The sequence below is a fragment of the Pseudomonas argentinensis genome, from assembly GCF_001839655.2.
Taxonomy (GTDB): domain Bacteria; phylum Pseudomonadota; class Gammaproteobacteria; order Pseudomonadales; family Pseudomonadaceae; genus Aquipseudomonas; species Aquipseudomonas argentinensis_B.
On the sequence record NZ_CP056087.1, the window covers coordinates 230,612 to 250,808 of the forward strand.

General features: G+C 64.8%; 16 protein-coding genes, 1 pseudogene and 1 riboswitch. Of the genes and pseudogenes, 11 read left to right on the forward strand and 6 right to left on the reverse strand.

The window, feature by feature from the left end; genetic code table 11:
- Nucleotides 1-3: 3 nt before the first annotated feature.
- Nucleotides 4-1,065 (reverse strand): erythrose-4-phosphate dehydrogenase, encoded by a 1,062-nt coding sequence (epd, locus tag SA190iCDA_RS01095; protein ID WP_070885894.1) that lies wholly within the window; start codon nt 1,063-1,065, stop codon nt 4-6.
- Nucleotides 1,066-1,154: 89 nt separating this feature from the next.
- Nucleotides 1,155-3,155 (reverse strand): transketolase, encoded by a 2,001-nt coding sequence (gene tkt, locus SA190iCDA_RS01100; RefSeq protein WP_070885893.1) that lies wholly within the window; start codon nt 3,153-3,155, stop codon nt 1,155-1,157.
- A 237-nt stretch (nt 3,156-3,392) separates the two neighbouring features.
- On the opposite strand from tkt, the gene SA190iCDA_RS01105 reads away from it, so the two are divergent.
- On the forward strand, nt 3,393-4,421 hold the full coding sequence (locus SA190iCDA_RS01105; protein WP_070885892.1) for an ArsR/SmtB family transcription factor: 1,029 nt from the start codon (nt 3,393-3,395) through the stop codon (nt 4,419-4,421).
- Nucleotides 4,418-5,608, forward strand: a complete 1,191-nt coding sequence (metK, locus tag SA190iCDA_RS01110; protein ID WP_070885891.1) for a methionine adenosyltransferase — start codon at nt 4,418-4,420, stop codon at nt 5,606-5,608. The genes SA190iCDA_RS01105 and metK overlap by 4 nt, the downstream gene beginning before the upstream one ends.
- Before the next feature lie 111 nt (nt 5,609-5,719).
- Here metK and SA190iCDA_RS01115 read toward each other — a convergent pair whose 3' ends face one another.
- Nucleotides 5,720-6,046 carry a hypothetical protein gene (locus SA190iCDA_RS01115; RefSeq protein WP_070885890.1) on the reverse strand — a complete coding sequence of 109 codons (327 nt, stop codon included), beginning with the start codon at nt 6,044-6,046 and terminating at the stop codon, nt 5,720-5,722.
- Nucleotides 6,047-6,245: 199 nt separating this feature from the next.
- On the opposite strand from SA190iCDA_RS01115, the gene ligB reads away from it, so the two are divergent.
- Nucleotides 6,246-7,919, forward strand: coding sequence for an NAD-dependent DNA ligase LigB (gene ligB, locus SA190iCDA_RS01120; protein ID WP_070885889.1), 1,674 nt, complete (start codon nt 6,246-6,248; stop codon nt 7,917-7,919).
- A 118-nt stretch (nt 7,920-8,037) separates the two neighbouring features.
- Here ligB and SA190iCDA_RS01125 read toward each other — a convergent pair whose 3' ends face one another.
- Nucleotides 8,038-8,427: an acyl-CoA thioesterase gene (locus tag SA190iCDA_RS01125; protein ID WP_070885888.1), complete on the reverse strand. Its 390-nt coding sequence runs from the start codon at nt 8,425-8,427 to the stop codon at nt 8,038-8,040.
- 257 nt (nt 8,428-8,684) lie between these two features.
- Nucleotides 8,685-8,837, forward strand: a riboswitch (S-adenosyl-L-homocysteine riboswitch).
- Between the two features lie 88 nt (nt 8,838-8,925).
- Here SA190iCDA_RS01125 and ahcY point away from each other — a divergent pair.
- From ahcY to SA190iCDA_RS01150, 5 genes are all read left to right on the forward strand, one after another.
- Nucleotides 8,926-10,320: an adenosylhomocysteinase gene (gene ahcY, locus SA190iCDA_RS01130; protein WP_070885887.1), complete on the forward strand. Its 1,395-nt coding sequence runs from the start codon at nt 8,926-8,928 to the stop codon at nt 10,318-10,320.
- A gap of 55 nt (nt 10,321-10,375) precedes the next feature.
- Nucleotides 10,376-11,218: a methylenetetrahydrofolate reductase [NAD(P)H] gene (gene metF / locus SA190iCDA_RS01135; RefSeq protein WP_070885886.1), complete on the forward strand. Its 843-nt coding sequence runs from the start codon at nt 10,376-10,378 to the stop codon at nt 11,216-11,218.
- A 247-nt stretch (nt 11,219-11,465) separates the two neighbouring features.
- Nucleotides 11,466-12,839 carry a nucleotide 5'-monophosphate nucleosidase PpnN gene (ppnN, locus tag SA190iCDA_RS01140; protein WP_070885885.1) on the forward strand — a complete coding sequence of 458 codons (1,374 nt, stop codon included), beginning with the start codon at nt 11,466-11,468 and terminating at the stop codon, nt 12,837-12,839.
- 65 nt (nt 12,840-12,904) lie between these two features.
- Nucleotides 12,905-13,651 carry a siderophore-interacting protein gene (locus SA190iCDA_RS01145; RefSeq protein ID WP_070885884.1) on the forward strand — a complete coding sequence of 249 codons (747 nt, stop codon included), beginning with the start codon at nt 12,905-12,907 and terminating at the stop codon, nt 13,649-13,651.
- A gap of 238 nt (nt 13,652-13,889) precedes the next feature.
- Nucleotides 13,890-15,743: a DEAD/DEAH box helicase gene (locus SA190iCDA_RS01150; RefSeq protein WP_070885883.1), complete on the forward strand. Its 1,854-nt coding sequence runs from the start codon at nt 13,890-13,892 to the stop codon at nt 15,741-15,743.
- Nucleotides 15,744-15,840: 97 nt separating this feature from the next.
- Here the strand turns inward: SA190iCDA_RS01150 and SA190iCDA_RS01155 are convergent, their stop codons facing one another.
- Both SA190iCDA_RS01155 and SA190iCDA_RS01160 read right to left on the reverse strand, forming a co-directional pair.
- Entirely contained in the window at nt 15,841-16,419 is a 579-nt protein-coding gene (locus tag SA190iCDA_RS01155; protein ID WP_070885882.1) for a YceI family protein, read from the reverse strand.
- Between the two features lie 61 nt (nt 16,420-16,480).
- Entirely contained in the window at nt 16,481-17,026 is a 546-nt protein-coding gene (locus SA190iCDA_RS01160) for a cytochrome b (protein WP_070885881.1), read from the reverse strand.
- Between the two features lie 265 nt (nt 17,027-17,291).
- Between SA190iCDA_RS01160 and SA190iCDA_RS01165 the strand changes: the two genes are divergently transcribed.
- The 3 genes and pseudogenes from SA190iCDA_RS01165 to SA190iCDA_RS01175 form a co-directional block, all read left to right on the forward strand.
- Entirely contained in the window at nt 17,292-18,695 is a 1,404-nt protein-coding gene (locus tag SA190iCDA_RS01165) for an adenosylmethionine--8-amino-7-oxononanoate transaminase (protein WP_070885880.1), read from the forward strand.
- 80 nt (nt 18,696-18,775) lie between these two features.
- The gene (locus tag SA190iCDA_RS01170; protein ID WP_070885879.1) at nt 18,776-19,495 is read left to right on the forward strand and encodes a 16S rRNA (uracil(1498)-N(3))-methyltransferase; all 720 of its coding nucleotides are present in this window, start codon (nt 18,776-18,778) and stop codon (nt 19,493-19,495) included.
- A gap of 177 nt (nt 19,496-19,672) precedes the next feature.
- Nucleotides 19,673-20,065 (forward strand): annotated as a pseudogene (locus SA190iCDA_RS01175) (cytochrome b/b6 domain-containing protein); the annotation flags it as partial.
- Nucleotides 20,066-20,197 lie beyond the last annotated feature (132 nt).

The following is a 20,197-nucleotide window of genomic DNA, read 5'->3' on the forward strand; positions in this document are numbered from 1 at the left end:
GGGTCAGTCCTTAACAGGGGCTGGTGATAAGTGAGCGGCGGCATCGAGATAATGCACAGCCATGTCGAGCATACGGTTGGCGAAACCCCATTCGTTGTCGAACCAGGCCAGCAGGTTGACCAGGCGTGGCCCGGAAACCCGCGTCTGACTGCCGTCGACGATGGCCGAATGGGGATCATGGTTGAAGTCGCAACTGGCGTGGGGCAACTCGGTGTACGCCAGCAGGCCCTGCAGCGGCCCCTGTTCGGCGGCCTGGCGCAGGATCCGGTTGATCTCCTCGGCACTGGTGTCGCGGGCGGTCTGCAAGGTGATATCCAGGCAGGACACGTTGACCGTCGGCACCCGAATGGCTTTGGCCTGGATTCGCCCGGCAAGTTCCGGCAGCAGCCGCTCGATACCGCGCGCCAACCCGGTGGACACCGGAATCACCGACTGAAAGGCCGAGCGGGTACGGCGCAGGTCTTCGTCGTGATAGGCATCGATCACCGGCTGGTCGTTCATCGCCGAGTGAATGGTGGTGATGGAGATGTACTCCAGCCCCACCGCCTCGTTCAGCAGCTTGAGCAGCGGCACACCGCAGTTGGTGGTGCAGGATGCGTTGGACACCAGGCGCTCGCGGCCCGTCAGGCCATGCTGATTGACGCCGTACACCACCGTGGCATCGACATCGCCCTCACTGGCCATCGGCTGCGACAGCAAGACCCGCGGCGCCCCCGCCCTCACGAACCGTTCGGCCTGCTCGCGAGTGGTGTACTGGCCGGAGCACTCGAGCAACAGGTCGATTCCCAGCGCTGCCCAGTCGACGCCCTCGGGCTCGCGCTGACGCAACACCTTGAGCGGCTTGCCGTTGATATGCAGATGGTCGCCCGCCACCTTCACCTCGCCGGGAAAACGCCCGTGGGTGGAGTCGAAACGGGTCAGGTATTCGATGCTGGCCTGATCGGCCAGGTCATTGAGCGCGACGATATCCAGTCGCGCTTCGCCTGCTCGCTCATGCAACGCGCGCAGCACGCAACGGCCGATGCGGCCATAGCCGTTCAGGGCAACGCGGTAAGGTTGGCGCATAGCTGCAAGCCGCAAGCGTCAGGCTACAAGCAAAAGCCGCTGGCAGAGGCTTCTGCTTGCGGCTTGAGGCTTGCAGCTTGGGGCTGGCGTCAGCCCTCCAGCAGTTCTTCGGCGGTGCCGATGATGTTCTCGACGGTGAAGCCGAAGTGCTCGAACAGCTGGCCGGCTGGCGCCGACTCACCGTAGGTTTCCATGCCGATGACGCGGCCTTCGAGGCCGACGTACTTGTACCAGAAGTCCGCGTGGGCGGCTTCGATGGCGATGCGCGCGGTGACCTGCAGCGGCAGCACGGATTGCTTGTAGGCAGCGTCCTGCTGGTCGAAGACGTTGGTCGACGGCATCGACACCACGCGAACCTTGCGGCCCTGCTCGCTCAGCTTGTCAGCCGCCTGGATGGCCAGGCCGACCTCCGAACCGGTGGCGATCAGGATCAGCTCCGGCTCGCCGGCGCAGTCTTTCAGCACGTAACCACCGCGGGAGATGGACGCTTCGGTTTCGTGGTCGCGCAGGTTATGGGGCAGGTTCTGACGGGAGAAGATCAGCGCGCTCGGGCCGTCCTTGCGCTCGACCGAGTGCTTCCAGGCCACCGCGGCTTCGACGGTGTCCGCCGGGCGCCAGGTGTCCAGGTTCGGCGTGGTGCGCAGGCTGGTCAGCTGCTCGACCGGCTGGTGGGTCGGGCCGTCTTCACCCAGGCCGATGGAGTCGTGGGTGAACACGTAGAGCACGCGCAGCTTCATCAGCGCCGACATGCGCACCGCGTTGCGGGCGTATTCCATGAACATCAGGAAGGTCGCGCCGTAGGGAATCAGGCCGCCGTGCAGGGCGACGCCGTTCATGATCGCGCTCATGCCGAATTCGCGCACGCCGTAGTACATGTAGTTGCCCGAGGCATCCTCGGCGACCACCGGCTTGCAGCCCTTCCACAGGGTCAGGTTGGAACCGGCCAGGTCAGCGGAGCCGCCGAGCAGTTCCGGCAGCAGTGGGCCAAAGGCGTTCAGGCAGTTCTGGCTGGCCTTGCGGCTGGCGATGGTTTCGCCTTTCTCGGCGACGGCACGGATGAACTCGCTGGCCTTGGCGGAGAAATCGGCCGGCAGCTCGCCCGCCATGCGGCGGATGAACTCGTTGGCCAACTCGGGATAGGCGGCGGAATAGGCGGCGAAGCGCTGATCCCACTCGGCTTCGGCAGCCAGGCCGGCTTCCTTGGCATCCCACTCGGCATAGATATCGGCCGGAACCTCGAACGGCGCGTGGTTCCAGTTCAGGGCCGCACGGGTCAGGGCGATTTCGTCATGGCCCAAGGCCGCGCCGTGGGACTCTTCCTTGCCCTGCTTGTTCGGCGAGCCGAAACCGATGATGGTCTTGCAGCAGATCAGCGTCGGACGGTCGCTGGATTTGCGCGCCGTGTCGATGGCCATCTTGATTTCTTCGGCATCGTGGCCGTCGACATTGCGAATCACCTGCCAGCCGTAGGCTTCGAAGCGCGCCGGGGTGTCGTCGGTGAACCAGCCGTGCACTTCGCCGTCAATGGAGATGCCGTTGTCGTCGTAGAAGGCGATCAGCTTGCCCAGGCCCAGGGTGCCGGCCAGGGAGCAGACTTCATGACTGATGCCTTCCATCATGCAACCATCGCCCAGGAAGGCGTAGGTGTAGTGGTCGACGATATCGTGGCCGTCGCGGTTGAACTGCGCCGCCATGATCTTCTCGGCGAGGGCGAAACCCACGGCGTTGGCGATACCCTGACCGAGCGGGCCGGTGGTGGTCTCGACGCCTGGCGCGTAACCGTATTCCGGGTGGCCCGGGGTCTTGCTGTGCAGCTGGCGGAAATTCTTCAGGTCGTCGATGGACAGGTCGTAGCCGGTCAGGTGCAGCAGCGAATAGATCAGCATCGAGCCGTGGCCGTTGGACAGCACGAAGCGGTCACGGTCAGCGAACTTAGGGTTGGCCGGGTTGTGCTTCAGGTAGTCGCGCCACAACACTTCGGCGATATCCGCCATGCCCATGGGGGCACCGGGGTGGCCGCTGTTGGCTTTTTGCACAGCATCCATGCTGAGGGCACGAATGGCATTGGCACGCTCACGACGGCTGGGCATCGCTAATCTCCTGCGGGTGGCTGCCGAAGCAGCTTGGACGAAAAAAGGCGCCCATTTTCGCCCAGCGAGCACCGCCGGGGCAATGACAGATGGTCTGTCCGCGACAATATTGCAGCGCTTTTTATCCGCGACAGTGCCTGCGACCAGCAAAAAACCGCCGAGAAAACCGCAACCGCAATATCAAAAGTTTTTGATATTGCGGTTGCTGGCTGAAAAATGACCGACTAGACTGCGCCCATGACCCAGCGCGCGCCTGCCCCCGATTTCGAGCCCACCGACCTGCTGTCCGCCCTGTGCAAGGCCGCGGGAGATGGGTTGCGGCTGAACGTTCTGCGCGCCCTGAGCAATGACTCGTTCGGTGTGCTGGAGCTGGCGCAGATCTTCGCCATCGGCCAGTCGGGCATGAGCCATCACCTCAAGGTACTGGCCCAGGCCGGCCTGGTGGCGACCCGCCGCGAAGGCAATGCGATCTTCTACCGCCGCGCCCTGGCCCATGCCGAGAGCCCCGGCGGCACCTTGCATGCCGCGCTGCTGCAGGAAGTCGACAATCTGCTGCTGCCCGCCGAGGTGCGCCAGCGTATCGCCCAGGTACACCAGCAGCGAGCCGCGGCCAGCCGCGACTTCTTCGCCCGCAGCGCCGAGCGCTTCCAGGCTCAGCAGGATCTGATCGCCGGCCTGCCGCAGTACCGCGACAGCGTGGTGGCCCTGCTCGACTCACTGGATTTTCCGGCCCATGCCAGCGCGCTGGAAATCGGCCCTGGCGATGGTGGCTTCCTGCCGGAGCTGGCGCGCCGCTTCGCCAGCGTGACCGCGCTGGACAACAGCGAGGCGATGCTCGAACTGGCCCGCCAGCGCTGCCAGCAGGACGGCCTGGACAATGTGCAGCTGCACCTGGCCGACGCCTTGCAGGACGCCTACCCGGGCGCCGATTGCGTGGTGCTGAACATGGTGCTGCATCACTTCGCCGCCCCGGCCCAGGCCCTGCGCAAGCTGGCCGAACAAGTGAACCCGGGCGGCAGCCTGCTGATCACTGAACTGTGCAGCCATGACCAGAGCTGGGCCCGCGACACCTGCGGCGATCTGTGGCTAGGCTTCGAACAGGACGATCTCGCCCATTGGGCGATCGCCGCCGGCCTGACCCCGGGTGAAAGCCTGTATGTCGGCCTGCGCAATGGCTTTCAAATTCAGGTGCGGCATTTCCAGCGCACCCTTCCACTCACGCACGTGGCCGAGAGGCCCCTACTCGCCAGGACAACCGATAGATGAGCGAATACTCCCTGTTTACCTCCGAGTCCGTGTCCGAAGGGCACCCGGACAAGATCGCCGACCAGATTTCCGATGCCGTGCTCGACGCCATCATCACCCAGGACAAGCACGCCCGCGTGGCCGTGGAAACCCTGGTCAAGACCGGCGTGGCGATCATCGCCGGTGAAGTGACCACCAGCGCCTGGGTCGACCTCGAGCAGATCGTCCGCGACGTGATCTGCAATATCGGCTACACCAGCTCGGACGTCGGCTTCGACGGCGCCACCTGCGGCGTGATGAACATCATTGGCAAGCAGTCCCCGGACATCAACCAGGGCGTCGACCGTGCCAAGCCCGAAGACCAGGGCGCCGGCGACCAGGGCCTGATGTTCGGCTACGCCAGCAACGAAACCGACGTGCTGATGCCGGCGCCGATCCGCTTCTCCCACGCCCTGGTCGAGCGCCAGGCCGAAGCACGCAAGTCCGGCCTGCTGCCGTGGCTGCGCCCGGACGCCAAATCCCAGGTCACCTGCCGCTACGAGAATGGCAAGGTGGTCGGCATCGACGCCGTGGTGCTGTCCACCCAGCACAGCCCGGACGTGTCCTTGAACGACCTGCGCGAAGCGGTGATGGAGCTGGTGATCAAGCACAGCCTGCCGGCCGAACTGCTGCACAAGGACACCCAGTTCCACATCAACCCGACCGGCAATTTCGTGATCGGCGGCCCGGTGGGCGACTGTGGCCTGACCGGCCGCAAGATCATCGTCGACAGCTATGGTGGCATGGCCCGCCACGGTGGCGGCGCCTTCTCCGGCAAGGACCCATCCAAGGTCGACCGCTCCGCCGCTTACGCCGGCCGCTACGTGGCCAAGAACATCGTCGCCGCCGGCCTGGCCGAGCGCTGCGAGATCCAGGTGTCCTACGCCATCGGCGTGGCCCAGCCGACTTCCATCGCGATCAACACCTTTGGCACCAACAAGGTGGCGGAAGAGACCATCATCAAGCTGGTTCGCGAGGTGTTCGACCTGCGCCCGTACGCCATCACCAAGATGCTCGACCTGCTGCACCCGATGTACCAGCCGACCGCCGCCTACGGCCACTTCGGCCGCGAGCCGCAGCAACTGACCGTTGGCGACGACAGCTTCACCAGCTTCACCTGGGAGAAGACCGACAAGGCCGCCGAGCTGCGCGCCGCTGCCGGCCTCTAAGCCCTCGCCAGGTCGCCGCACCTGGCGCAGCGACCTCAGCCGATACGAAAAAGCCTCCGTGGGTGCGACATCCACGGAGGCTTTTTCATGTTTCCCAGACGAGCCGACGGATCACTTGCCGAACAGCGAACCCAGACCTTTCAGGGTTTCGGCAGCTGCGGCGATGTTCTCGGCCTTGCCGTCGCCCTGGCCCTGCGCGGCCGGGGCAGCAGCGCCTTCGGCACTGGCGCCGAGCTGGTCACAACCGCCCTCGACCTGGGCAATGGCGTCGTTGGCCTGCTGGTTGCCGAGCAGGCCGGCCAGCTGTTTGACCTGGGCAATGTTCTCGGCATTGGCCGACATCTTCTGCTGACACTTGAGCTGAGTGTCTTCAGCCGCATGAGCGAAAGAGCTGGCAGCGACCAGGGCAGCTGAGCACAAGAGAACGGAAATACGCATGAGACTTTAGACCTCCAGATGAGGCCCGGCAATACCCCCGCCGCCGGGCAAATCCATTTGGTGTGCGGGGACGCGGACTTTAGCACCGGACATTTACGGTAACAAACCTCCACCGGCAGGAAATGTCGGCCAGCACCCACTTTTTTCCCGATCAGCAACTAGCCTGAACACTCGATGCTCGAGCAAGGATGCGCCGCCCATGAAAGCCTGGATCGCTGCCTGCACCTTCCTGTCACTGCCCGCCACCGCCCTCGCCGACGACTGCCCGCCGCAGACGCCAGCCCACAGTCGCCAGATCACCGAGCTCGCCGCCCAGGTCGCTCACTGGGACGATGCCTACCATAACCAGGGGCGCTCCCCCGTCAGCGACGACCTCTATGACCAGGCCCGCGCCCGCCTCGAACACTGGCAACACTGCAGCGACGAGCCCGTCGCCAATCCGCTGCGCAGCGCACAAGGCCCCATCCAACACCCGGTGGCGCAGACTGGGTTGCGCAAGCTGGCGGATGAGCGCGCCGTCGTGCAGTGGATGGCCAGCCGCGACGACCTGTGGATCCAGCCCAAGGTCGACGGCGTGGCGGTAACCCTGCGCTACGAAGACGGCACCCTGCGGCAGGTGATCAGCCGTGGCGACGGCAACAGCGGCCAGGACTGGACGCCACAGGCCGCACATATCGCCGCCATTCCCAAACAGCTGAACGAACGCGGCACGCTGATTCTGCAAGGCGAGCTCTACCAGAAACGGCCGGGTCATGTGCAGGTCAGCGAGGGCAGCGCCGCGGCACGCAGCGCGGTGGCGGGCCTGTTGGCGCGCCAGGAACTGCTACCGGAGCAGGCGGCCAGCATCGGGCTGTTCGTCTGGGATTGGCCCAATGGCCCGCCCGCCATGCAGCAGCGCCTGGATGGTCTGGTGCAACTGGGTTTCCAGGACAGCCGCACTTACAGCCAGCCAGTTGCCAAGCCAGGCGACGCCCGTCGCTGGCGAGAACAGTGGTACCGCAGCCCGCTGCCCTTCGCCACCGATGGTGTGGTGCTGCGCCAGGGCCGGCGCCCCAGCGGCGAGCGCTGGCGTGCCGAACCACCGCACTGGGCAGCGGCCTGGAAGTACCCGGCCAGCGAGGCCCTGGCGCTGGTCGAGGCGGTTGACTTCAGCATTGGCCGCACCGGACGCATAACACCGCTGCTGCGCCTGCAACCGGTGAAACTCGACGACCGTACCATTCGCGTGGTCAGCGCCGGTTCGCTGCAACGCTGGCGGCAGCTGGACATTCGCCCCGGTGACCAAGTCGCCATTCGCCTGGCCGGGCAAGCCATTCCACAGCTGGAAGGCGTGGTGCTACAGACCGCCATCCGCTCACCGCTGGATATCCCGAACAGTGACGACTACCACGCCCTGAGCTGCCTGCGCGCCTCACCCGCATGCACCAGCCAGTTCCATGCCCGCCTCACCTGGCTCAGCGGCAAGCAAGCGCTGAACCTGCACGGCGTCGGCGCCGGCACCTGGCAGAAACTGCTTGAAGCGCAACACCTCGACGGCCTGCTCGACTGGTTGCACCTGGACGAACAACAGCTGCTGGCGGTACCCGGCATCGGTTCACAGGGCGCCACGACGCTCAGCCAACGCTTCGCCGAAGCGCGGCAGCGACCGTTCCGAGATTGGTTGCGGGCGCTGGGCGCGCCGATGAATCCAGACCGCCTGGCGGCGGACAGCTGGGGTCAGCTGCACGGGCGCAGTCTTGCAGACTGGCAGGCATTGCCCGCCATCGGCCCTGCCCGCGCGACTCAGCTACACGCATTCTTTCAGCACGAGCACATCGTGGCGCTTGCCGATCAGCTGAGTGAGGCGGGCGTGGCGGGCTTTCAGGCTCGGTAAGCGCGAAAGCGCCACGCCGGTCGTCCAGACAGGCCGGCGCCACCCGCGGCTGGATCACTCCGGCTGCTGGGCCGGCGTGCCTTCATACTCCGGCGATCACCGATGGATACGCACGAGCTCAGTCCTTGAACTGGTCCTTGATATAGGTGATTTCGGTCTTGCCGTGGGGCGCCGGCTGGCCATCCTCGCCAAGGTTGACGAAGACCATCTTGGCAATGGTCAGGATGCTCTTGCGGGTGATCTTGTTACGCACTTCGCAGCGCAGGGTGATCGAGGTGCGGCCGAACTCGGTGGCGGTGATGCCCAGCTCGATGATGTCGCTCTGCCGCGCCGAGGAGACGAAGTTGATCTCGGAAATCAGCTTGGTCACCACGCGCTGGCTGCCCAGCTGGATGATGGCGTAGATCGCCGCCTCCTCGTCGATCCACTTCAGCAGGCTGCCACCGAACAGCGTGCCATTGGGGTTGAGGTCTTCTGGCTTTACCCACTTGCGTGTATGAAAGTTCATGCGCCCTCCTGTCCGTCGTTCTGTTCGGCCATGATGATCGCAAAGATCGGCGACAGGATCATTGCCGCGTTATCGATAATGGTTATCGACACAAGCTATCAGGCGGGATTCAGCAGAGCGCCCGACGAGCGCCCGTTACGTCCGTCAGCATCCGCTGCAAATCGACCGTCTCCGCGATGGAAAGCCTTGGGCTCGCGCGCCGGCACGGCTATAATCGTCGCGCTACAGACACCCGGGCTACCGGGGGTTCCCGCCACCTGTCCGAGGGGCGCTGCAGCAGCCTGAAAGATCTGTGTCGAGTCGCCAAGCCTCGCATTCCAGCAATGCGTCGCGGCAGATTCGACTCAGCCCTCCAGGCTGTCAGGCTCGGATGGGGCGTTTATCAAACGCATCAACGGCGCCCAATCGAACCGCGTGCAAACCATTGCCAGGCTCCGCGAGCCGAGCGCTATGGGTTTCGCCTATTCGACAGCAGACAACCTGACGGAGAGTTACTGCATGAGCGCTGCTTTCAACGACTACAAGGTCGCCGATATTTCCCTGGCCGACTGGGGCCGCCGCGAGCTGATCATCGCCGAATCCGAGATGCCGGCACTGATGGGCCTGCGTCGCAAATACGCCGCCAGCCAGCCGCTCAAGGGCGCAAAGATCCTCGGCTGCATCCACATGACCATCCAGACCGGCGTGCTGATCGAGACGCTGACCGCCCTGGGCGCCGAAGTGCGCTGGTCCTCCTGCAACATCTTCTCTACCCAGGATCAGGCCGCTGCCGCCATCGCCGCCGCCGGCATCCCGGTGTTCGCCTGGAAAGGCGAGACCGAGCAGGAGTACGAGTGGTGCATCGAGCAGACCATCCTCAAGGACGGCCAGCCGTGGGACGCCAACATGGTGCTCGACGACGGCGGTGACCTGACCGAGATCCTGCACAAGAAATACCCGCAGATGCTCGAGCGCATTCACGGCGTGACCGAAGAGACCACCACCGGCGTGCACCGTCTGCTCGACATGCTCAAGGCCGGCACCCTGAAAGTCCCGGCGATCAACGTCAACGATGCAGTCACCAAGAGCAAGAACGACAACAAGTACGGCTGCCGCCACAGCCTCAACGACGCCATCAAGCGCGGCACCGACCACCTGCTGTCGGGCAAGCAGGCGCTGGTCATCGGCTACGGCGACGTGGGCAAGGGCTCGGCCGCCTCGCTGCGCCAGGAAGGCATGATCGTCAAGGTCTCCGAGATCGACCCGATCTGCGCCATGCAGGCCTGCATGGACGGCTTTGAACTGGTGTCGCCGTATATCGACGGCCGCAATGACGGCACCGACGCCTGCATCGACAAGGCGCTGCTGGGCAAGATCGACCTGATCGTCACCACCACCGGCAACGCCAACGTCTGCGACGCCGGCATGCTCAAGGCCCTGAAGAAGCGCGCCGTGGTCTGCAACATCGGTCACTTCGACAACGAGATCGACACCGCCTTCATGCGCAAGAACTGGGCATGGGAAGAGGTCAAGCCGCAGGTGCACAAGATCCACCGCACCGGCGCCGGCAGCTTCGACGCCGCCAACGACGACTACCTGATCCTGCTGGCCGAAGGCCGCCTGGTGAACCTGGGCAACGCCACCGGCCACCCGAGCCGCATCATGGACGGCTCGTTCGCCAACCAGGTGCTGGCGCAGATCTTCCTGTTCGAGCAGAAGTTCGCCACCCTCTCCGCCGAGAAGAAGGCCGAGCGCCTGACCGTCGAAGTGCTGCCGAAGAAGCTGGACGAAGAAGTCGCCTTGGAAATGGTGAAAGGCTTTGGCGGCGTGGTCACTCAGCTGACCAAGCCGCAGGCCGATTACATCGGTGTTCCGGTCGAAGGCCCGTTCAAGCCGGACAGCTACCGCTACTGATTGGGTCGTGCACACCGCAGGCGCTGCCTGCGGTGTGCAGCCTCAAGGAACTCTCATGTCTCAGAAACGTGCAAACGTCAGTTTCGAGTTCTTCCCGACGAAGACCGATGCCGGCCACGAAAAACTGCTGAATACCGCGCGAGAGCTGGCCGGCTACAACCCGGATTTCTTCTCCTGCACCTATGGCGCCGGTGGCTCCACCCGCGACCGCACCCTCAATACCGTGCTGCAGCTCGACGGCGAAGTGAAGGTGCCGACCGCACCGCACCTGTCGTGCGTTGGCGACAGCAAGGCCGAGCTGGTCGAACTGCTCAACCTGTACAAGAGCAAGGGCATCAACCGTATCGTCGCCCTGCGCGGCGACCTGCCGTCGGGCATGGGCATGTCCAGCGGCGAGCTGCGCCATGCCAACGACCTGGTCGAGCTGATTCGCAGCGAAACCGGCGATCATTTCCATATCGAAGTGGCGGCCTACCCGGAGATGCATCCCCAGGCCCGCAATTTCGAGGACGATATCGCCAACTTCGTGCGCAAGGCCAAGGCCGGCGCAGACAGCGCGATCACCCAGTACTTCTTCAACGCTGACTGCTACTTCTATTTCGTCGAGCGCGTGCGCAAGCTGGGCGTGGATATCCCGGTAATCCCGGGCATCATGCCGATCACCAACTACAGCAAGCTGGCGCGCTTCTCCGATGCCTGCGGCGCCGAGCTGCCACGCTGGGTGCGCAAGCAGCTGGAAGCCTATGGCGACGACACCCAGAGCATCCAGCGCTTCGGCGAAGAGATGATCACCGGCCTTTGCGAACGCCTGGTCGCTGGCGGTGCACCCGGCCTGCACTTCTACACCCTCAACCAGGCGGCCCCCAGCCTGGCGGTGTGGAAGAACCTGCAGGGCTGATACTGGCCCCGAGGCCGCGAAAGACCGAACTTTCGCGGCCTTTTTCTTTCTACAGGCGACGAAATCCACTGCGTTGGCCAGTTGGATCGACCTGTCAGCCCTGTACCCGTTGACCCGAAGCCCTCTGCTGGTCGACAGTACGGCCGCCCGGATGCCCCAACAGGGGGCATGACTGCCGGGTGCGAATTCATCAATGCGCGATCAGCCAGGATCGGCTCGAGTTGTCGCGCTACCACGGGAAGCCTGCATGCTCACTCGCCAGAAAATCAACGCCTCGGTGTCGCCGAAAGGCAGCCTGGAAACCCTCTCCCAGCGTGAAGTCCAGCAGCTGCGCGAAACCGGCTCGGGCAGCGTCTATGCGCTGTTTCGCCAGTGCGCCCTGGCGATCCTCAACACCGGCTCGCACAGCGACAACGCCAAGACCATCCTCGAGGCCTACCCCGACTTCGAAGTGAAGATCCATCAGCAGGACCGCGGCATCCGCCTGGAGCTGATCAACGCGCCGGCCGACGCCTTCGTCGATGGCGAGATGATCGCCAGCACCCGCGAGATGCTGTTCAGCGCGCTACGCGACATCGTCTACACCCAGAGCGAGCTGGAGAACAAACGGGTCGATGTCGACAGCTCCAGCGGCCTCACCGACTACGTGTTCCACCTGCTGCGCAACGCCCGTACCCTGCGCGCCGGCGCCGAGCCGAAGATGGTGGTGTGCTGGGGCGGCCACTCGATCAGCACCGAGGAATACAAGTACACCAAGCGGGTCGGCCACGAACTGGGCCTGCGTGCCCTGGACGTGTGCACCGGCTGCGGCCCGGGCGTGATGAAGGGGCCGATGAAGGGCGCCACCATCTCCCATGCCAAGCAGCGCATCCTCGGCGCCCGTTACCTGGGCCTGACCGAGCCGGGCATCATCGCCGCCGAAGCGCCGAACCCGATCGTCAACGAACTGGTGATCCTGCCGGACATCGAAAAGCGCCTGGAAGCCTTCGTGCGCCTCGGCCACGGCATCATCATCTTCCCCGGTGGCGCCGGTACGGCGGAGGAATTCCTCTACCTGCTGGGCATCCTCATGCACCCGGACAACGCCGAGCTGCCCTTCCCGCTGGTGCTCACCGGCCCGAAGAGCGCCGAGCCCTACCTGCAGCAGCTGCACGACTTCATCGGCGCCACCCTGGGCCGCGAAGCGCAGAACCGCTACGTGCTGATCCCCAACGACCCGGCTGCCGTGGCGCGCCACATGGCGGCCGGCATCAAGGCGGTCAAGCAGTTCCGCCGCGAGCGCAACGACGCCTTCCACTTCAACTGGCTGCTGAAGATCGACGAGAGCTTCCAGCACCCGTTCGAGCCGACCCACGAAGCCATGGCGAGCCTCAACCTGACCCGCGAGCAGCCGACCCATGAGCTGGCCGCCAACCTGCGCCGCGCCTTCTCCGGCATCGTCGCCGGCAACGTCAAGGCCCATGGCATCCAGCTGATCGAGGAGCACGGCCCCTACGAGTTGCGCGGTGACAAGAGCATCATGCAGCCCCTGGATCGCCTGCTGCAGGCCTTCGTCGAGCAGCACCGCATGAAACTGCCAGGCGGCTCGGCCTATGTACCGTGCTACCGGGTGGTCAGCTGAGCGGCGCCCCGCGCGAGGGCGCCGAGCCCTCGCCGCACCAACATTTACCTGCTCTGGAGATCACCATGGCACGTCCCGCTCCCCGCACGCTGCAGGTCATTTCGTCGCGCTTCGTCACCCCGCACATGCTGCGCCTGACCCTGGGTGGCGGCGAGATCGACAGCTTCCCAGCGGATCAGGAAAGCGCCTATATCAAGCTGATGTTCTCGACCCCTGGCAGCGACAAGGATCTGGTGCGTACCTACACCGTGCGCCAGCAACGCGCCGACCAGTTCGACGTCGACTTCGTGCTGCACGAGGACGCCGGTCCGGCCTCGCAGTGGGCCAGGGACGCCAAGCCCGGCGACCGTATCGCCATTGGCGGGCCAGGGCCGAAGAAGCTGGTCGACAACAGCGCCGACTGGTTTCTGGTGATCGGCGACATGACCGCCCTGCCGGCGATCAGCGTGAATCTCGAACAGCTGCCGGTCGGCGCCCGCGGCCATGCCATCATCGAGGTGATCGACGCGCAGGACATCCAGCCGCTGCGCCACCCCGCCGGTATCGAGCTGCATTGGCTGATCAACCCCCGTCCTGGCGAGAACCCGCAGCTGCTGGTCGATCACGTGCGCCAGTTCGAGTGGCTACCGGGGCGCCCGAGCATCTGGGCGGCCTGCGAATTCAGCGGCATGCGCGCGTTGCGCCAGCACCTCAAGCAGGAGCGCCAGGTCGACCGCAAGGACCTGTATATCTCCAGTTACTGGAAGCTGGGCAGCAGCGAGGATCAGCACAAAGCCGTAAAACGCGAGGATGCCGAGGCTCAGGGCGACTGACCGCCCAGCCCACGGCGAATCGCTGTAACCCCCGAGTGACAGGTGATGACTCGACACCGACTGGCGGCAAATTGTGTCCATCGCCGTCAATCCTGTTACACTCGGGCCTTCCCGCCAGGCTTGCGCCCGGATGCTGCCCCCAGTGGCCAGCAGTACCGGACGGGATTGCGCGCCCCACGTGCGATTCAAGCCAGGCACTACACCTATAGGGCCACGCCCTCACCAGACAGGATTGCACATGTCCTTTGCCTCCCTCGGTCTCTCCGAGGCTTTGGTCCGCGCGGTCGAAGCCGCCGGCTACACCCAGCCCACTCCGGTGCAACAGCGGGCCATCCCCGCCGCGTTGCAAGGTCGCGACCTGATGGTGGCGGCCCAGACGGGTACAGGTAAGACCGGCGGCTTCGCCCTGCCGATCCTCGAGCGGCTGTTCCCCAACGGCCACCCGGATCGCGAACAGCGCCACGGCCCCAAGCAGCCCCGCGTGCTGGTGCTCACCCCCACGCGCGAACTGGCTGCCCAGGTGCATGACAGCTTCAAGCTGTATGCCCGCGATTTGAAATTCGTCAGTGCCTGCATTTTCGGCGGCGTTGGCATGAACCCCCAGGTGCAGGCCCTGGCCAAGGGCGTCGACGTACTGGTCGCCTGCCCGGGCCGCCTGCTCGACCTGGCCGGCCAAGGCAGCGTCGACCTGTCCCACGTGGAAATCCTCGTGCTGGACGAAGCCGACCGCATGCTCGACATGGGCTTCATCCACGATGTGAAGAAGGTTCTCGCCCGCCTGCCGGCCAAACGTCAGAACCTGCTGTTCTCGGCGACCTTCTCGAAAGACATCACCGACCTGGCTGGCAAGCTCCTGCACAATCCGGAGCGCATCGAGGTCACGCCGCCGAACACCACGGTCGAGCGCATCGAGCAGCGCGTGTTCCGCCTGCCGGCCAGCCACAAACGCGCCCTGCTCGCTCATCTGATCACCGCCGGCGCCTGGGAACAGGTGCTGGTATTCACCCGTACCAAGCACGGCGCCAACCGCCTGGCCGAGTACCTGGAAAAGCATGGCCTGACCGCTGCCGCGATCCACGGCAACAAGAGCCAGAACGCGCGCACCAAGGCGCTGGCCGACTTCAAGGCCAACAAGGTGCGCATCCTGGTGGCCACCGATATTGCCGCCCGCGGCCTGGACATCGATCAGTTGCCTCACGTGGTCAACTTCGAACTGCCCAACGTCGAGGAAGACTACGTGCACCGCATCGGCCGCACCGGTCGGGCCGGCCGTAGCGGCGAAGCGATCTCCCTGGTCGCGCCGGACGAAGAGAAGCTGCTCAAGGGCATCGAGCGGATGACCAAGCAGAAGATCCCGGATGGCGATCTGATGGGCTTCGACGCCAGCAAGGTCGAGGCCGAGCGCCCGGAAGTGCGTGAGCCGCAGAAACCGCGCCAGCCGCGCGGTGCCAAGGCCGAAGGCGAACGCCAGAACGGTGGCCGCCGCGACAAGGGCAAGGATGGCGGCCGAGCGAAAACTCAGCCCCAGGCCAAAGCCAAGCCGGCTCGTGACCAGCAGCCGCGCAGCCAGGCACGCCCAGCGCCTGCTGCAGGCGCGCCGGCCCTGCCGCCGGATCGTGCGCCGGACGAGTTCCGCGATGACGATATCGACAACTTCGGCAACCGTGTCGACTACGTGCCGACCCAGAACAAACAGCAAGGCCGTGGCCGTCGTCAGGGTAGCGGGCAGAATGCCGGCGCCGGCGCTGGCCAAGCCCCCCGTGGCCAGGGCAAAGGCCCGCGTACCGGTGGAGGTGCAGGCACCAATGGCGGCGGCAAACGTCAGGGCCAGGGTCAAGGTGGCGGTCGTAACCGCGGCGGCGACAACCGTGGTCGTGGCGCACGTGACACTGTCACCACCTCGCTGAACCGCGATGAATTGCCACGCCGCGAAGGCCCGCGTCGGGACGCGCCCGAAAAGCAGCCGATCATCATGCACAAGGCGTCGCGCAGTGATCGTCTGCCGACTGCCGAACAGCTCGATCAGCTGCCAAGCAACCGTCCGCGAGGCGAAAAGCCCGCGCTGCTGACCCGCAACCGCGACAGCGAGTAAAGGCTAGCTCAATACCCAGGCTGCGGTCTGGGTACTCGGCAGATCCACAAACAAAAACGCCGGCTCTGAGCCGGCGTTTTTGTTTCTGACTTCAGGCTTACTTGCGCACGCCTTCCACGGAGATGATCAGCTCGACTTCCTGCGAAGCCGGGCCCAGATCCTTCTCGATGTTGAAGTCTTTCAGCTTCAGCTTGGTGCTGCCTTCGAAACCGGCACGGTAGCCGCCCCACGGGTCGTCGCCCTGGCCGATGAACTTGGCGGCGATCACCACCGGCTTGGTCACACCGTTGAGGGTCAGGTCGCCAGTGATGTCGGCAGTGCCCTGGCCGGTCGACTTGACCGAGGTGGACTTGAAGGTCGCGGTCGGGTTCTTGCTGACGTTGAGGAAGTCGGCGCTGCGGATGTGCTTGTCGCGCTCGGCGTGGTTGGTGTCGACGCTTTCGGTCTTCAGGGTCACCTCGACCTTGCTGGCTTCCGGGTTCTTCTCGTCGAAGGTGAAAGAGCCGTCGAAATCCTTGAACGTGCCGTACAGCCAGCTGTAGCCCAGGTGGCTGATCTTGAAATTGACGAAGGCGTGCTGGCCTTTCTTGTCGATGGCGTAATCGGCAGCCATTGCCTGGCCAGCGCCCAGCAGTGCGGTACCCAGCGCCAGTGCAGCGAAAGTCTTCTTCAACATGGGAACTCCTTGTGAGATGAATGAACGGCGCTGCGGGAGCAACGCCGAAACCGCAGGAAGATCAGCGCCCGAAGATACGCAACAAGGTGCGATCACGGTCGATGAAGTGGTGCTTCAACGCAGCCAGACCATGCAGGATCGCAAAGATCACGATAGCCCAGGCCAGGTATTCATGGATCAGACCGGCAACATCCCCCTGATTGGGAATACTGGTCACGCTTGCCGGCACCTCGAACCAGCCGAACACGCTGATGCCGCGGCCATCGGCGGTGGAGATCAGGTAGCCGGAGGTCATCAGCACGAACAGCCCCAGATAGAGAAAGCCATGCCCCAGCTTGCTGGCCACCCGCGTCAGCCGGCCGTGTTCGGCCAGCGCTGGCGGTGGCGGGCTGGCCAGACGCCACAGCAGGCGCGCCAGCATGACGATGAACAGCAGGATGCCGATGCTCTTGTGGATGTTCGGCGCCGTCTGATACCAGCTGCTGTAGTAGCTCAGCCCGACCATCCAGAAGCCGAGGGCGAACAAGCCGAATACCGCAATGGCCACCAGCCAATGCAGGGAAACGCTGATGAGACCGTATCGGAATCTAGAATTACGCCACTGCATGGCCTGCTTCCAAGAGTTGAGTTGGACAGAGATTAGCAACAAACCTATCGGCTAATAGCAGAAATTGTTGCTGTGAAATATCGAGAAAGGCGATAGCTGTGCACCATCGCCAAAGATCAACGAGCTTGGTCCCCGATTCCTTCCCGCCGTTCAATGCGTTGCACCTGAACGGTCGCTTCCGGAGGATCGGCGGTGATGGACAACGAAAAACCGCAGGCACGCGCATCTGGTAGGCTGGCCCGCTGACAATTGGGAGAGCGACTCGATGAATAACCAACACTGGATGCAGCGTGATCTGGACGTTCTCTGGCACCCCTGTACACAGATGAAGGACCACGAGCGCCTGCCGCTGATTCCGATTCGCCGCGGCGAAGGCGTGTGGCTCGAAGACTTCGAGGGCAAGCGCTACCTCGATGCGGTGAGTTCCTGGTGGGTCAACGTGTTCGGCCATGCCAACCCGCGTATCGGCGAGCGCATCAAGCGGCAGGTCGATCAGCTCGAACACGTGATGCTGGCCGGCTTCAGCCACCAGCCGGTGGTCGAGCTGTCCGAACGCCTGGTGAAGATCACCCCGCCAGGCCTGAGCCGGGTGTTCTATGCCGACAACGGCTCATCCGGCATCGAAGTGGCCCTGAAGATGAGCTTTCACTACTGGCTCAACAGCGGCGCGCCTGCGAAGAAACGCTTCGTGACCCTGACCAACAGCTACCACGGCGAAACCGTGGCGGCGATGTCGGTGGGCGATGTCGCGCTGTTCACCGACACCTACAAGGCATTGCTGCTCGACACCCTCAAGGTGCCAAGCCCGGACTGCTACCTGCGCCCGGAGGGGGTGAGCTGGGAGGAGCACTCGCGGACGATGTTCGCCGCCATGGAACACACCCTGGCCGAGCACCACCACGAGGTGGCGGCGGTGATCGTCGAGCCGCTGATCCAGGGCGCGGGCGGCATGCGCATGTACCACCCGATCTACCTGACGCTGCTGCGCGAGGCCTGTGACCGCTACGGCGTGCACCTGATCCATGACGAGATCGCCGTCGGCTTCGGGCGCACCGGCACGATGTTCGCCTGCGAGCAGGCCGGCATCACCCCGGACTTCCTGGTGTTGTCCAAGGCGCTCACTGGCGGCTATCTGCCAATGGCCGCGGTGCTGACTACCGATGAGGTCTACGGCGCCTTCTATGACGAGTACGCCACCCTGCGCGCCTTCCTGCATTCGCACACCTACACCGGCAACCCGCTGGCCTGCGCCGCGGCCCTGGCGACCCTGGATATCTTCGAGGAAGACGGCGTGATCGACGCCAACAAGCGTCTCGCCACGCGCATGGCCAGCGCCACTGCGCACCTGGCGGATCACCCCCATGTCGCCGAGGTGCGCCAGACCGGCATGGCCCTGGCCATCGAGATGGTCCAGGACAAGGCCGGCAAGGTCGCCTACCCGTGGCAGGAGCGCCGCGGCCTCAGGGTGTACCAGCACGCCCTGACCCGCGGCGCCTTGCTGCGCCCCCTGGGCAGCGTGGTGTACTTCCTGCCGCCTTACGTGATCAGCGAAGAGCAGATCGACTTTCTCGCCGACGTGGCCAGCGAAGGCATCGACCTGGCCACCCGCACCTCGGTCAGCGTGCCGGTTGCCGACACCCGCTACCCAGGCTTTCGTGACCCGGGCTGAAACGGCTGCGGGCTTCAGGCCGCCGGCTGCACGCGGTAGACTGCGCACCTGAAGCCTGCCGCCTGTAGCCCGAAGCCCTTATGCGCCTTTCCCGTTTCTTTATCGACGCTCCACTCTCCCTCGGCCAGCACCAACTGCCCGAAGCCCAGGCCCATTACATTGGCCGGGTGCTGCGCCATGCCGCTGGCGATGCGGTGCAGCTGTTCGATGGCAGTGGCAGGGAGTTTCTCGGCGAGCTGGTCGAGGTGGGCAAGAGAACCGTGCGCGTCGAGCTGCGCGAACAATTCGCCGGGCAGCCCGAGTCGCCGCTGCACATCCACCTGGGCCAGGGTCTGTCGCGCGGTGAACGCATGGACTGGGCGATCCAGAAGGCCACCGAGCTCGGCGCCCAGGAGATCAGCCCGATCGTCAGCGCACGCTGCGAGGTGCGCCTGAAGGATGAACGCACCGACAAACGCACGGCCCACTGGCGCCAGGTGGCGATCAGTGCCTGCGAGCAATGTGGCCGCTCGGTGATTCCCGTGATTCATCCGCCCATCGCGCTGAACGACTGGCTGCAGCAAACCCAGGCGGATCTCAAGCTGGTGCTGCACCCCGTTGCCGAGCCGCTGAGCAGCCATGCCAAACCCGCTTCGCTGGCCTTCCTGATCGGCCCCGAGGGCGGCCTGGCCGATGCCGAGGTCGAGCAGGCGAAGGGCGCCGGCTTTCACGCCGCCCGCCTCGGGCCACGGGTATTGCGCACCGAAACCGCGCCGGTTGCCGGCCTTGCCCTGGCCCAGCACCTGTGGGGCGATTTCTGACCCATCGATGGTGAGCCATGTCGGTGACGTGACAGCGAGCCGCGCAAAGCCATGAGTAGATCATGACCAATTGGCTATCATCGGCAGGTGGCCCCCGCGCCTGCCGGGCATGATGAGAAGCGAACCATGAATGACCGCTATTCGGGCACCCAGATCGCGCTGCACTGGCTCAGCGCCATGCTGGTCATCTGCACCCTGTCACTGCCCTATGCCCAGGATCTGGTCGCTGACCTGCTCGGCGGCACCGGCGGGGTGTTCACCCTGCACAAATCCCTGGGCCTGACCATTTTGCTGCTGACCGTGCTGCGCCTGCTGGTACGCGCTCGGCATGGCGCACCCCAGTTGCTGGCCGACAGCGCCCGCTGGCAGCGCTCGGCGGCCAAGCTGGCCCATGGCACCCTGTACCTGCTGTTGCTGGCAATGCCGCTGAGCGGCCTGCTGTTCGGCAAACGCCCGGTGGAGCTGTTCTGGCTGCTGACCATCGATCCGTTGCCGGTTTCCGACAGCACCCGCGCCCTGGCTCGCCAGTTTCATCTGACGACCAAGTACCTGCTGTTCGCGCTGATTCTGGGCCACGCCTGCATGGCGCTCTGGCACCACTATCGGCTGCGCGACGGTGTGCTGGGGCGATGCTGCCGCGGCGCAGCTGAAACCTGGCACTGCGCAACACAGTGCCAGCGGCGGCTATCGATTGCAGCCTAT